Here is a 13,684-nt window from a genome sequence, read left to right on the forward strand (position 1 = left end):
TTGCGACCTTCGGATTCGTAGTCCGACGCTCTATCCAGCTGAGCTATGGGCGCACATCCCCGACACACGGCGCGTGCAGGGGCGGAAGTCTACCACACGCTCAGGCGCGGGCGCGCCAGGCCCGCCAGTGGGCCTGGCCGGACTCCGGCAGGGTGTAGATGGGGTCGTAGTACTCGTAGCGCCTGGTGAGCGCCTCGGGGTCGTCGTGCTCGATGCCGGTGCGGTAGTTCTTGGTCCAGTAGGAGATCCCCTTGTCGCGGTCGTACTCCTTGACCTGGTTGATCCAGCGCTTGCCGACGAACGGCACGTCGCAGACCACGCGCGGGGTGGCGAAGCCGGGGAGGTAGCCCATGAGGTCGTGCTGCAGGTTCTGGGCCTCGTGCACCGCGAGGCGCCAGTGCTCGGCGTTCGGGATCATGTCGCACATGTAGAAGTAGTACGGCATGATGCGGGCGTGATCGAGGAGGGTGAAGCACAGCTCCAGGAGCGCCTCGGTGCTGTTGTTCACGCCACGCAGCAGCACCCCCTGGTTGCGCACGTCGCGGAAGCCCATGTCCAGGATGAGGCGCACCGCCTTCGCGACCAGGGGAGTGAGCGACTGCGCGTGGTTCACGTGCGTGTGCACGGCGATGTCGACGTCGCGCTCGCGGGCCTTCTTCGCCAGCCTCTCGAGGCCCTTCAGGACGTCGTCCTGCAGGAAGTGTTGCGGCAGTCCCATCAGTCCCTTGGTCGCCAGGCGGATGTCACGGATGTTCGGGATGTCCATGAGCTGTGACACGAACTGCTCCAGGGCCCCGATCGGCAGGTTCGCTACGTCCCCCCCCGAGACCACCACGTCGCGCACCTGCGGTGTCCTGCGGAGGTAGCCCAGGATCTGCTCGTAGCGCGATTTCTGCGGGATCTCGAACCGGTGCTTCTCGACTTGAGGAACGTCGTTGCCCACCAGGTCCATGCGCGTGCAGTGGCCGCAGTACTGCGGGCAGGTGGACAGGAGCTCCGCCAGGACCTTGGTGGGGTAGCGGTGCGTCAGGCCTTCCACCGCCCACATGTCGGCCTCGTGCAGGCTGTCGCGCTGCGCCTTCGGATGGCTGGGCCACTCGGTGTCGCGGTCGTCGAAGGCCGGCAGCATGTAGCGCCGGATCGGATCGTTCCACAGGTCGTCCAGGCCCATGGTATTGATCATCTGCGGCGGAAGAAGGAGCGACATGGTGGCGCGGTCCCTCTGGTCGCGCTCGATGCCCGCCGCCAGCGAATCCGGAAGCCAGTGGCCCAGGGCCTCCTTCAACTCTTTGAGATTCTTGATGGTCCTTTTGCGCTGCCAGAGGGCGCTCTCCCAGTCCGCCCGCGTGGCGTCCTTGAACCCCGGTATCCGCCGCCAGTCGGGCTCGACGAACTCGCGCTTGAGAGGGTAGGGGAACGGTTGATCGGTGGCGAGAACGTGCCTCGCCGTCGGGGTCGCCTGCGTTCTGGAGTCAGTCATGGGCGCGATCCTGCCGTTCCGAATAGTGCAACGCCGTTTCCCTGGGCCCGTCTATTGTCGCAGGAACCGGGGGGGCGCGCAAGGCGGAAGTGCGGGCCGGGACGTCGACGAGTGATTCAATTCATCGCCTGTATAATGACCCGCCTGCCGGACGCCGGCGGCACTCGACGTGTCCCCTGGAGGGCCTTCCGGTTCCCCTGCTGCAATTCTCCCGCCTGCGCAAGGCCTACGCCACGACGGTCGCGGTCGACGACGTCACGTTCGAGGTGCGCCCGGGCGAGGTCTTCGGCCTGCTCGGGCCCAACGGGGCCGGCAAGACGACCCTGCTCCGCATGCTCATCGACATCATGGCCCCCGATTCCGGGGAGATCCTGTTCGAGGGCCGGCCTCTCGGGCCTCAGGAGCGCGAGCGCATCGGCTACCTCCCGGAGGAGCGCGGCCTGTACCGCAAGGAGAGGGTGGTCGACATCCTGATCTACTTCGGGATGCTGAAGGGGCTCGCCCGACGCGTGGCGCGCGAGCGGGCGATGCGGTGGCTCGATCGCGTCGGCCTTCAAGACGCGGCCGGGCGGCGCGCCGACACCCTGTCGAAGGGGATGCAGCAGAAGGTGCAGATCACGGGAACGCTCCTGCACGAGCCGCAGATCCTGGTGATGGACGAGCCGTTCTCCGGGCTCGATCCCCTGAACACCGTGCTGGTGAAGGACATCCTGCGCGAGCGCCGGGACGCCGGCGCCCTGGTGATCCTGTCCACCCACCAGATGCCGATGGTCGAAGAGCTGTGCGATCGCGTGGCGATGATCGACCGCGGCCGCCTCGTGCTGTACGGCGACCTGGAGGAGATCCGGCGGAGCCACGGCGGCTCCGCGGTCCTGGTCGGGACGGACGCCGACCTCAGCGGCCTGCCGCCGGTGGCGGGGGTCGAGCGGCAGGGAGGGCTGCGCAAGGTCCGGCTTCGGGCCGGGGCCCGGCCGCGCGACCTGATGGCGATCATCGAGGAGAGGCGGATCCCGATCGATCACTTCGAGGTGGCCCGCATGTCGGTCGAGGAGATCTTCGTGAGCACGGTCAGGGCCCGCGCCGCGGATCCCGCTCCGCCGCCGGTCGTCGTGCCGGCCGCGGCCGGAGGGGGAGCGTGAGCAAGGTCCGGGTCGTCATCGCCCGCGAGTTCCTGTCGACCGTCAGGCGCCGCTCGTATCTCATCGTCACCCTGGGGATGCCGTTCTTCCTCGGCTCCTACGTGGCGCTGGTCGGTTTCCTGCCGACCTACTTCATGAGCCAGTCCGGCCACGCGCAGAAACCGGTCGGCGTGGTCGATCTCGCGGGACTGCTCCGCCTCGACGAGGCGCGGGCTGTCGGCACGGAGGAGTCCGGCGCCGACAAGGCGGCCCGGGTCATCGCCGATCGCCTCGGCCCGGCGAGCGCCCAGGGGCGCGGCGTCGCCGCCCTCCTGGAGGAGCTCGACTCGCCGGTCGATTTCCAGCCCGTCGCGACGAAGGAGGAGGCGCTCCGCCGCCTGCAGGACGGAACCCTCCAGCGCGTCTACCTGCTGCCGGCGGACTATCTGGGGACCGGGGCGATCGAGACCTACCAGGCGGACGCCCAGATCTTCGGTCTGGGGAAGGCGAAGATCGAGCGCGTGTTCGCGCGCGTCCTCAGGCGATCGCTGTCGGCCGGCCGGCTTCCCGACGCGTTCCGCGCCCGGCTCGACCGGCCGATCGACGACGACGCGTCCACCTCGTTCCTCGTGAAGCCGGACGGCGGCGTCGAGCCGCTGCAGGACGAGGCGCGCGTGGCGCGCATGGCGGTCCCCGGGGTGTTCGCCCTCCTCCTGGTCATGTCGCTCATGACCAGCGCCAGCTACCTGCTGCAGGGGGTCGTGGAGGAGAAGGAGAACCGCGTCATCGAGATCATCCTGTCGTCGGTCCCGCCCCGGGAGCTCCTGTTCGGCAAGCTCCTGGGCCTGGGCGCCGCCGGGCTCCTGCAGCTCTTCGTCTGGGTTTCGGTCGCCAGCTTCGCCACGAGCCTGCTGGCGGCGGCCGCCATGGCGATCCTGGACTGGAAGCTGTTCCTGTTCTGCTTCCTGTTCTTCGTCGGCGGATTTCTGATGATGGGAAGCCTCATGACGGGGACCGGCGCCCTGGGAACGAACGCGCGCGAGACCCAGCAGTACTCGGCCATCTGGACGCTGTGCCTGGTGCTGCCGCCCGCCATGACCTGGATGCTGATCCTGGACGAGCCGAACACCTGGCTGGCCCGCGCCCTCTCCTGGTTCCCGCTCACCGGGCCGATCACCATGATGATCCGGCTCGGCACCGGCAAGGTCCGCGCCTGGGACGCCCTCGTCGCTCTCGGCTGCCTCGCGGCCGGCGTCTACCTGGCGATCCGCGCCGCGGCCGCCCTCTTCCGCCTGGGGCTGCTCATGTACGGGAAGCGCCCGACCCTGTCCGAGATCGCCCGCCAGCTCCGCCGGGCCTGAGTGCGCATGCCGCTTCAGTCGGTGGGCGCCCCCGCCCGGCCGGCGCGGGTCGGGGCGGCGCCGAACTCATAACCGAAGCCGAACTGTGCGAGGTTCTCGGTGTAGTCGGTGACGTCGTTCGGGTCCGAGGTCCCTCCCGTGGCGGCGGGGAAGCGCGAGCGGTTGGTGTCGTGCTCCGCCTGAGCGGCGAGAAACCACCTCTTCTTCAGATCGGCGCGAAACGACAGTGTCGTATAGTGCCGCGTGTCCTCGCGGCCGAAATGAAAGGCGTCGAAGGAGTTGGTCGTGCTGTAGTCGCGCCGCTCGTACTCATGGTCGATCGCAAGGGATTGCCTTCTTCCCTTCACCCCCCAGCGCAGGCGCAGGTCGGCTTCGACGATGTGGCGCCGGCTGGAGATGTCGCTCTCGATGAACGATGGCGTGTCCGAGAGGTCGCCCTCGGCGTGCAGGTCCTCCCGTCGATATGAGGCCCTGAATCGCAGACGCCCGTCGCGTCGCGGCGTCAGGGCGAGACCCGCTTCGAAGTAGGGCATCCGGCTGTCACGCTCGTCGAACCAACGGTTGTAGTCGCGCCGCTCGCTTCCCCATGACCCGCGAAGCGTCAGGAGGTCCCGTACGAGGTCCTGCTCCATGTCGATCTGCGCGTAGCTCTTGCGGAAGGTGACCTCCCGCCGCGGCAGGGGCGAAGGAAGAAACCCCAGCTCCTCCAGGTACCGGTCGCTGATCAGGTTGCGCAGGTAGTAACGGGGCAGCAGGCCGTAAGTCAGGCCAGCGCGCGTCGCGAGCGCCTTGCCGCCGCGCAGGGTTTGAGCTGCCGAGAAGCGGTAGGACCGGTAGTCCTTGATCGAGGCGTCTAGGTACGTGTAGGACCAGACGTCCAGGTCGAACGACGTCGGCCGCCCGTGCCACCAGTCGGCCTTGAAGCCCGGGGACACGCGGGGCACCGTGATGAAGTCGTCCGCCGACTCGATGGAGAAGCGGTTCGCGGCGACGTCGTTCGCGGAGGGGCTGTCGAGGCGGTCCAGATCGCGATCCGATAGCTGGAGGATGTTGTCGTCGTAGCGCTGGTCGAGCCCCAGGCGCAGGCGCCATTCCCTGCGAGCGGGTGGCTTCGGCTCAGCCGGGGCGGTGACTGTCCCGGGCGCATGCGGTGCTGGCGCCTCCGGCCTCGGCTCCGCGGTGGATGGCACGCTCACGGGCGCGACGGCGGCCAGGAGGACGAGCACGAGAATCTTCTGGCTGGGGCCGAAGTCCTTCCGGCAAGGCATCCTCACTCCACACGGTAGAAGTAGACGGCGCCGTCGACGTCCGCCCCATAGTCGGTCAGGGTTTCGGACGCGGCGCCTGTGGCCGGGACGACCGTCAGGACCTGCGCCTGCCCGAACAGCCTGGGGGATGTGCTTCTGAAGATCGTGTAGAACGCCTGACCGCTCGCCGGCCAGGTCAGGGTGATGTTCGGGGAACTCTGTGTCAGCATCAGGGTGATGCCGGAGGCGATCGGAGGAGTGAAGGTGAAGGCCCCTGGAAGCGATGCCGTCGGAGCCCCCAAGTTCGTGACGGCCAGATCGACGGCGGCGCTCTGGGGACCGAGGGGAAAGGCCGGCGTCGTGGCGGTGAACTCGGCGGGGCCCAGGATCTGGACGCCAGGAAGCTCGAAGCCACCGAGCGTGACGGACAGCCCGTACTGGAAGTTCGCGCCCGATACCGTGACGGCCGTTCCTCCGGAGCCGGGCCCGGTCGAGGGTTGGATCGAAGTCACCGAGGGCGTGAGCGCCAGGCCGAGGTTCAGCGTGCCGAGATCGATATCGGTCCTGGCGTCGACTCTGTTGAGGAGCAGTGGCGCGAGCCCGGCCGTCGCGGGCGGCCTGAAGTCGATGTCGTAGGTTCCCGGCGGCACGAACACGCCGAAGAGGCCCTGGGAATCGGTGTTGTCTCTTGACACGATCTGCTGCACGTTGGTCCCGGAAACGTAGACATCAACGTCGACGCCAGCGACCGGCTGACCGAGGGAGCTCTGCACGCTCCCGGAGACCAAGCTGGCGCTGCCAAGGACGGCACTCAAGCCGCTGCGGGCGGAGGTGATCACGACGCTCGGAATCCTCGTCGTCTCCAGGCTGCACGGCGCGGGCAGGGCACAGGACGATCCGGAGTTGCACGAGGGCGGCACGAAAACGACGTTGTAAATCCCCGGCGGGACGAGCACACTGTAGTTCCCGGCGCAGTCCGTGTTGTCGTGCAGCGTCTCCGCCTTCTCCCCCGTATAGGCGTTGAAGAAGTCCATGTCGAGGTTGTCTACCGGAGGAGTCCCGAACCCCGGATCGATGTAGGTGGCGTTTCCGGTCACCGCAACTCCCTGGACGATGGTGACGTCGCCGAGGCCCACGTCCGCGGGTACAGTCACGCTCCGCAGCCGCTTCGCGGCGAACGACGTGGTCGAGGGAGGCTCCAACCGGATATCGTACGTTCCGGGCGGGACGGCGACGACGAACGTGCCGGCTGTGTCGGTGTGGTCGTTGGGGGTGTAAAGCTTCGTCGTGGTACCGTGGCTGAAAAAATCGAGGTCGATGTCCGCCAGCGGAGTGTTGGTGTAGGTGACGGTGCGGCCGGTCACCAGCACGGCGTCCTGGAGCTGCACGGTGGGCAGGACCTGCGCGCTGTTGTTGTTGACCGACACGCCCGTCATTTTGAATCCGGCGAGCCGGACGCCTCGGTTCGGGGCGTAGTCGATGTTGTAGGTGCCTTGGCCCGGGATGACCGCGCTGTAGTTGCCACTGGCGTCGGTGTGGTCGTCGAACGTGAACACCGGAAGTCCGGTGCTCGCGACGATGAAATTCGTGTTGACGTCGAAGAGCGGGACGGCACGTGTGTCCGTCACGGTCCCCTTGACCAGGACCCCCGGCAGAAGCGCGACGGCCGGCAGAGTGGTGTCGGCGGAGATCGTCGTCGCGGCCGATTCACGGCCCACCAGCAGATTGCACTTCTCCGGCTTGAACCCGAACACATAAGCCCCCGGCGGGATCGCCAGTGTGAACGCTCCGGTGGCGTCGGTGCGGTCGTGCGACAGGAAGAGTTTTTCTCCCGTCGCCGTATTGGTGGCGTCGACGTTTGCATTGACGACCGGATGGGGCTGGGGGGCGGAATCAGTCAGTAGCCCGCTCAGGAGCAGGCCGGTGGCGAGAACGACCGTAGCCAGCGTGGCGTTACCCGGGATCGGCAGGGAGGGGCGCACCAGGCCGAGATAGCGCGTGCCGGGCGGCGGGCCGTACTTGATGTCGTACGTCCCTGCGGGCACGACGATGCTGAAGTTCCCGGACAGGTCGGTCCGGTCGCGAACCGCGAAAGTCCGGTCGCTCGACCCGGGGGGGAAGAAGCGCACGAAGACGTTCGGGATGCCGGCGCCGGCGGAGTCGTTGACGCGCCCCGATACGATGACTCCAAACCCGAGACTCACCGGCGCCAGCGTCCTCCCGACCGTCAGGTCGAAATTGCGGATGCGCCACGCCTGGTACAGGCTGCCGGCGGGCGGGCTGAACTCGAGGTCGTACACGCCGGCGTTCACCGTCGCCCGGAAATCGCCCGTCGAGGAGGTCACGTTCCCGGTGGCCGGGGCGATCGCACCGGTGCACGCGTCCACGAAGTTGATCGTCACGTTGAAGATCCCGGCGCCGCCCAGGTCCGTGACCTTGCCGGTCAGGGTCGTCAGGGCTGCCGAGACTGAAGACGACAGGGCCAGCCAGAGGCCGGAGGATACGGCCAGGAGGTGGATGCGCCGACGCAGGAGGGCAGCGGTCATGACGTCGTCCTTTCCATCAGCAACTGCTCCCTGCAGATTCGCGTGTACGGCCCGTTCTTGAGGTACAGCGAGTCGTGCCGCCCCTCCTCGACGAGGAGGCCTCCGTCCATGACCAGAATCCGGTCGGCGCGCTGCACCGTGGAGATGCGGTGCGCGATGACCAGGACCGTGCGCCCCTGCATCAGACGCAAGAGCGCCTCGCGGATCAGCCGCTCGGACTCGGCGTCCACGGCCGAGGTTGCCTCGTCCAGGATGAGAATCGGCGGGTTGTTGATCACGGCGCGGGCCAGGGCGATGCGCTGGATCTGGCCGCCGCTCAGGCGCTGGCCGCGCTCGCCGACCTCGGTGCGGAACCCTTCCGGAAGCGAGGAGATGAAGTCGAAGGCGTTCGCCACCCTCGCCGCCTGCCACACCTCCTCCTCGGTTGCACCGGGCCGGCCGTAGCGGATGTTGTCTTCGACCGTCCCCGAGAACAGGAACGGCTCCTGCGTGACGATGCCAATCTGCCGTCGCAGCGACAGGAGGGTGACGTCACGCAGGCTTCGGCCGTCGATGAGCACCCGCCCACCGTCCGGGTCGATGAACCGCGGCAGGAGACTCAGAAGCGTCGTCTTGCCGGCGCCGTTCGGCCCGACGACCGCCACCACCTGCCCGCCTGGGATCTCGACGCTGATGCCGCGCAGGACCGGCACACCCGGGACGTAGGAAAAGCGCACGTCTTCGAAGACGACGTCGCCGCGTGTCACCTTGAGCTCCAGGGTGCCGTCCTTTTCCTGGAGCGGCGTCGTCTGGTCCAGGAAGTCGAGGATGCGATCGAGCGACACGCGGGCCGCCTGGTAGGTCTCGTTGGTGCGCGCCAGCCGACGCAGCGGCGGGAACAGCATGGCGGCGAGGGCGTAGAACGCCATCAGACCGCCCTTGGTCATCTCGCCCTTCAGGACGTGGTTGCCGCCGATCCACAGGACCAGGGCGCCGCCCAGAGCTATGGCGACGTTGGCGAGGGCGGTCAGCTTGCCGCCGACGCGCGCTTTTTCGATGAGCCAGTCGCGCAGGCTCGCCGTCTGCGACTCGACCAGCGCCTCCTCGGCCGCCTCCTGATGGTACGCCTTGACGACGAGGCGGCCGGCGATCTTCTCCTGCAGCGTGCCGCTGAGGGCCGACCGCTCGTGGCGCGCCTTCCGGCCGGTGCGTCGCAGGGCCGGGCTGAGCTTCAGGAACGTGAAGGCGTAAAACGGCAGGACCGACATCACCACGAGAGCCAGCTTCCAGTTCAGCTCCAGGATGACGCCGGCCACCACGAGGATGGTGATCGTGTCCATCAGGGCGCGCAGGAACCCGTCGGTGATCATGTCGAGGACGGCGTTGATGTCTCCCATGAAGCGCAGCATGATCCGGCCGGTCGAGGCGTTCCGGAAGAACGGCATGGAGAGCGACTGGAGGTGGCGGTAAAGGTCGAGCCGGAGATCGTAGATCATCCTCTGGCCCATCTTCTCGCTCGCCGTGCGCTGCAGGTAGGTCAGGAGGCCCTTGATGGCCGCGAGCGTGGCCAGGCTCAAGAAGATCACCAGAAGGAACCGGCGCGGCGGAAGGTCGAGCCCGAAGATACGCAAGGACTCGTGGTGCCGCAGGACGGCATCGATCACCTTCTTCAGGAAGAAGGGAATTGGGACGTCGATGACCGACAGGCTCACGCAGACCAGGAGCGTCGCGCCGAACAGGACGCGGTGGGGCCGGGCGTAGGGCAGGAGGCGCCGGATCTCGGCCCAGGCGCCCCAATCCTTCTCCTGCGGGGACGTGCCGCCGGCGGCGTCGATCATGGCTCGTCCACCTCAGGCCGTCCGGGCGGTGCCGGGCGATGAGACCACGGGCGTGGGCAGAAGGGCGCCGTTCAGTGCGCCGCCGAGGATCATCTCGCCGCTGAGGCACGGAACTCCGGAGGCTTCGCGGGCCTCCTCCATCCCCAGGCGGCTGTTCGCCACAGGACCGGTCACAGCGCCGACGGTGTATCCCCATCGACGCAGCGAGCGCACCCCGCTCTCGCAGGAAGGGCTCTCGGGGGCGGCGTAGAGGACGACATCAACCGTCCCCCGGAATGCCTTGTGCTCGAGAAGAAACCGCGTCTCGCGCTGGAAGATCCCGTCGGCGATCTCGTAGACGATGAAATCCGGCCGCTCCTCAAGCAGGGCCTCGCGCAGGTCCGAGGCAAGCAACAGAAGGTCGGCTGCCGGCAGCTGCGCGGTGGAGGGGTGACCGCCATGGGTGAAATCGAGGACCCGCACTGCCCCGGCGTCTTCCATGATGCCGACGTCCTTTCGGCAGGCGGTCCCCGTGATCTTGGCGGCCGCCACCCGAAGCCCCTGGCCGCTCAGGCTGCGGATGACCTGGGCGGCGGTCGTGGTCTTCCCGGCGTTCATGGAGGCACCGACCACCAGGACCGTCCGCGGCCTCGGAGCGCCAGCCGTGGGGCGGGGTCTGAGGGCGAAGCGCCTCAGATTCAACGCCTTGCCCTCGCCGTCGGCGAGAGTGCCGATCCACTCGAGGCAGGTCGGCTCGATCATCTTCTCGTTCTTGCTCACGACGAGCCCACACGCGCCGCCGATGGCCAGCAGGTGTCCGGTCGCCCCGGAGGCGATCGGTTGGCCTTCGAACTGGTCGGTGGCGTAACGGTAAGCCAGGACCCCGCAAATGACGTCGTGCGGGAAGAGCGTCTGTTTGCGACCGTCCGTCCCCTCGACCTCCTTGTGTCTGCCGATCATCGTCACGCGCGCCAGGACCAGGCGCCCCGGATCCGGGTCCGTGCTCATCGGCACGAGCCCCTTGACCTTCGAGCGATCCACCTGGTGCGTGGAATAGGTCCATTTGATTCTGATGTTTCCAAAGTAATCCATGGTGTCCTCGAGTCCCGCTGGCCGGGCGGAATGCGCCGGCCGGACGTAATGAAGTAGGCCGTATGAATGAATGGAGCCGTCAGACCTGGACGGCCATCAGCGGCAGGTGGGCCATGATCGTCCCTTCGCGAGGGCGAGGGAACGAATGGCAGGGGCCGGATCCGAAGTGGGGAAGGGCATCGGCCGCGTTCGAAATGCGGGCGCCCTCCGGATCGATGTACAGCCGGAGCATCGCCAGAAAATCACCCGACAGACGAATCCTGGGGGGCTCCTGCAAGGTCCAGAACAGGGGTTTGAGCTTCCCGCGCCGGCGCCCTTTCTTCATACGGGAATCGTCGTCCTGTGGATCGGCAGCGGCCTGGACGGTATTCAGATTGGACTCGTCGAGGAGCTCCGCGTTCGATGCCGCATCATCGTCGGCTTGCTTCCGATCGAGCGCCGCGGCCAGCGCCCGCGCCCGCTCGACGCGAAACTGCTCGAGGCGGGCCCGCTCCGCGCGCTCCCTTTCAACCCGGCGCTGCCGGCGCGCGGCGCGGCGCAGGATCTTCCTCCGCTCGGCCGGATCGGAATGATGGCTCCTGAGGTGGTGCTCGCAGGTGGCGTGCCGCCTGTGGGTCCGCTCGGGATCGAGGATGCGTGGCGACGGCATCAGGAAGATGCCGAGGAGAGCATAGCTCATCGTTCGCCGGAACAAATGCACGGCGATACCCCTGAGTGGATGCGGAAAAAGGTACCCCCAGTCTGGCGGGGAGTCAACCCAATAAATGAAACGGATCGGGGCGAAAGTACATAGACGGCGCCAGGTTCAGGCGCTGTCCGTACGGTGGCTCGCCGGTTGGGTCATCTGGTCGCCTTGTTGGCCGCGATCTGGTCCGCGATTCCGCGCGCCGCAACGATCTTCTGCGTGCCGGCGTCGATCCTTTCGGCCACGTTCCGGATCTGGGCCTCGACGGCGCCGGCGTCCCGATCCTTGAGCGCCTGGACGACACCCGGGAACGGCCACGAGGCATAGCCGGTGGTCAGGCCCGGGGCGTAGAGCGGGTGGTGGAACCAGGAGCGGCCCGGCAGGCCTTTCTGGTCGAGGAAGGCCCGCTCGACCTGCACCAGAGCGTCGTTGAGGCGGGCCAACCCGGCGGCGTCGGAGGCGGCCGCCGCGCCTTCCTGAATGCGGTCGAGGGCGGCGTCGAGCTCGCCGGCAGCCGCGGTCAGGCGGTCGATCGCCCGGACGATCGGGGTCAGGTCGGGGACGACGGCCGGCTTCTTGCGCGCTTCGACCGACGCCTGCGACCCCGGCTCGACGGCGCGCGGCTCGCCGTGCGCGGCCGCCCAGACGCGACGATCGCGCACCGCCTCGCGGCGCAGAAGCTCGAGCTCGCGCGCCAGGGCGCGGCCGTAAGGGCCGTATCGCAGGGGGACGATCTCGGCCGCCGCCAGACGCATCGCCAGGAGCCCATACAGGCGCGCCGCGGCCGTGTGGTACAGGAACTCCGGGTCGCCGAAATGCTCCATCCAGAACAGGTTGTCGTAGATGGAATGGTAGACGCCGTAGGGCCCCCCGAAGCTGAAGTCGACGCTGGCGATGCCGGCATGGTGGGTGAAGGCCGTGTAGTCCGACCCTGATCCCAGGGGCTCGAGGTGCAGCTCGAAGCGCGCCTCCTGGCCGGGGAAGGCCGGCTCGCTCCTGGCCCACTCCCGCTCTTTGCGCGATCGCCAGGCTTCGAGAACGCTCCCGCCGTGGCGCGGCTCGGCGACGTCCCCGGCCGCCTCGACGATCAGGTCGCGCAGCGAGGGAATGCCGCTGACCTCGAGGTCGCCGCCGGTGACCGCCGCGTCGAGGTTGACGTAGGCGACGGCGTTCTGCTGCAGCGCCGGCACCCGGTCCTCGACCCACTCGGTCGATCCCAGGAGCCCGTACTCCTCTCCGTCCCAGGAGGCCAGCAGAATGGTGCGCCGCGGCTTCCAGCCGGAGGCGAGCGCCGCGGCCAGCCCGCGCGCCGTCTCCAGGAGCGAGGCGGTGCCGGAGTTCGGATCGACCGCGCCGTAGGTCCAGGCGTCCCGGTGGTTCCCCAGGATCACCAGGCGCTCCGCCTCCGCCGATCCGGGGATCGTGGCGATGACGTTGTAGATCGGGCGGACGGCGTAATCCATCTGCACGTCCATCTCGACCTCGGCCGGCCCGGGGCCGAGGTGGTAGGCGAACGGCAGGCCCCCCTGCCAGTCGTCCGGGACGCGATCGCCGGCGAGCGCCTTCAGGATCTTTGCGGCCTCGCCGTAGGACAGGGGGAGCGACGGGATCTTCGGGATCCCGGTCATCTGCTCGCGCGGGACGCGCTTCGCCGCCTTCGTCGAGGCGTATCCCGGCGTCGACGGGTCGCCCGGACCCGACGAGAGGAATTGCACCGATCCCCTCTGCAGGGAGGACGGCGGTCGCATCGGCCCATCCGGATAGATGTCTCCCAGCATGTAGCCGTCGTCCTGCGGGTCGCTGTAGATGATGACCGCCTTCGCCCCGCGCAGCTGCGCCTCCTTCACCTTGAGACCGCGGAACACCTTGCCGTAGCGGACCAGGGCGATCCGCCCCTCGACCGAAAGCCCCAGCGACTCGAGGCGCTCGAAATCCTCGTGCGTGCCGTAGTTGACGTAGACCACCTGTCCGGCCGCCTTCCCGGAGGCGCCGTAACCATGGAACCCCGGGAAGGCGTCGTCGCTCCAGGAGTCCTTGTCCCTCAAGATACCTTCCTCACGCAGCGACAGGGGGACCGCCTCCGGCTTGAGCAGCTTCAGGCTGACCGAGACCGGCAGGTTGAGCCAGATGTCGTACGGGACCAGCTCCGCCTTCAGACCGAACTCCAGCAGGCGATCGCGGACGTACTCGGCGACCTTCTTCCCCTGCGGCGTTCCGGCCACGTGCGGCTCCTCGGTGAGCGCGCGCAGCCAGGCGCGCGCGCGATCGGGCCGGGGCGCGGCGAGCATGTCGATCTCGGCCTGCCGTTCGGCGTCCCGGCTCGAGGCGATGAAGCCGAGCCGCGGGCGCGGCGGATCGG

Annotated in this window: 9 protein-coding genes; 2 read left to right on the top strand and 7 right to left on the bottom strand. The window is 68.1% G+C overall.

Going from position 1 to position 13,684, the window contains the following annotated elements; all coding sequences use genetic code 11:
• Positions 1-100: 100 nt before the first annotated feature.
• Entirely contained in the window at positions 101-1,480 is a 1,380-nt protein-coding gene (locus VGV60_12650; protein ID HEV8702115.1) for a lysine 2,3-aminomutase, read from the bottom strand.
• Between the two features lie 89 nt (positions 1,481-1,569).
• On the opposite strand from VGV60_12650, the gene VGV60_12655 reads away from it, so the two are divergent.
• Positions 1,570-2,619, top strand: a complete 1,050-nt coding sequence (locus VGV60_12655; protein HEV8702116.1) for an ATP-binding cassette domain-containing protein — start codon at positions 1,570-1,572, stop codon at positions 2,617-2,619.
• Positions 2,616-3,959 carry an ABC transporter permease gene (locus tag VGV60_12660; protein ID HEV8702117.1) on the top strand — a complete coding sequence of 448 codons (1,344 nt, stop codon included), beginning with the start codon at positions 2,616-2,618 and terminating at the stop codon, positions 3,957-3,959. The genes VGV60_12655 and VGV60_12660 overlap by 4 nt, the downstream gene beginning before the upstream one ends.
• A 14-nt stretch (positions 3,960-3,973) precedes the next feature.
• Here the strand turns inward: VGV60_12660 and VGV60_12665 are convergent, their stop codons facing one another.
• The 6 genes from VGV60_12665 to VGV60_12690 form a co-directional block, all read right to left on the bottom strand.
• Entirely contained in the window at positions 3,974-5,227 is a 1,254-nt protein-coding gene (locus VGV60_12665) for a hypothetical protein (GenBank protein HEV8702118.1), read from the bottom strand.
• Between the two features lie 2 nt (positions 5,228-5,229).
• Positions 5,230-7,752: an IPT/TIG domain-containing protein gene (locus VGV60_12670; protein ID HEV8702119.1), complete on the bottom strand. Its 2,523-nt coding sequence runs from the start codon at positions 7,750-7,752 to the stop codon at positions 5,230-5,232.
• The gene (locus VGV60_12675; GenBank protein ID HEV8702120.1) at positions 7,749-9,569 is read right to left on the bottom strand and encodes an ABC transporter ATP-binding protein; all 1,821 of its coding nucleotides are present in this window, start codon (positions 9,567-9,569) and stop codon (positions 7,749-7,751) included. The genes VGV60_12670 and VGV60_12675 overlap by 4 nt, the downstream gene beginning before the upstream one ends.
• Positions 9,570-9,581: 12 nt before the next feature.
• Positions 9,582-10,640: a DUF1611 domain-containing protein gene (locus VGV60_12680; protein HEV8702121.1), complete on the bottom strand. Its 1,059-nt coding sequence runs from the start codon at positions 10,638-10,640 to the stop codon at positions 9,582-9,584.
• 79 nt (positions 10,641-10,719) lie between these two features.
• Entirely contained in the window at positions 10,720-11,319 is a 600-nt protein-coding gene (locus VGV60_12685) for a hypothetical protein (protein HEV8702122.1), read from the bottom strand.
• A 161-nt stretch (positions 11,320-11,480) separates the two neighbouring features.
• A partial coding sequence (locus VGV60_12690) for a M28 family metallopeptidase (GenBank protein ID HEV8702123.1) occupies positions 11,481-13,684 on the bottom strand: 2,204 nt, incomplete at its 5' end.

The sequence above is a fragment of the Candidatus Polarisedimenticolia bacterium genome, assembly GCA_036001465.1.
GTDB lineage: Bacteria > Acidobacteriota > Polarisedimenticolia > Gp22-AA2 > Gp22-AA2 > Gp22-AA3.

What these genes read in the sequence shown, in the direction of transcription:
- VGV60_12665 (HEV8702118.1), bottom strand. Translation starts at nt 5,227, where the DNA reads ATGCCTTGCCGGAAGGACTTCGGCCCCAGCCAGAAGATTCTCGTGCTC.
- VGV60_12680 (HEV8702121.1), bottom strand. Translation starts at nt 10,640, where the DNA reads ATGGATTACTTTGGAAACATCAGAATCAAATGGACCTATTCCACGCAC.
- VGV60_12685 (HEV8702122.1), bottom strand. Translation starts at nt 11,319, where the DNA reads ATGAGCTATGCTCTCCTCGGCATCTTCCTGATGCCGTCGCCACGCATC.
- VGV60_12650 (HEV8702115.1), bottom strand. Translation starts at nt 1,480, where the DNA reads ATGACTGACTCCAGAACGCAGGCGACCCCGACGGCGAGGCACGTTCTC.
- VGV60_12670 (HEV8702119.1), bottom strand. Translation starts at nt 7,752, where the DNA reads ATGACCGCTGCCCTCCTGCGTCGGCGCATCCACCTCCTGGCCGTATCC.
- VGV60_12675 (HEV8702120.1), bottom strand. Translation starts at nt 9,569, where the DNA reads ATGATCGACGCCGCCGGCGGCACGTCCCCGCAGGAGAAGGATTGGGGC.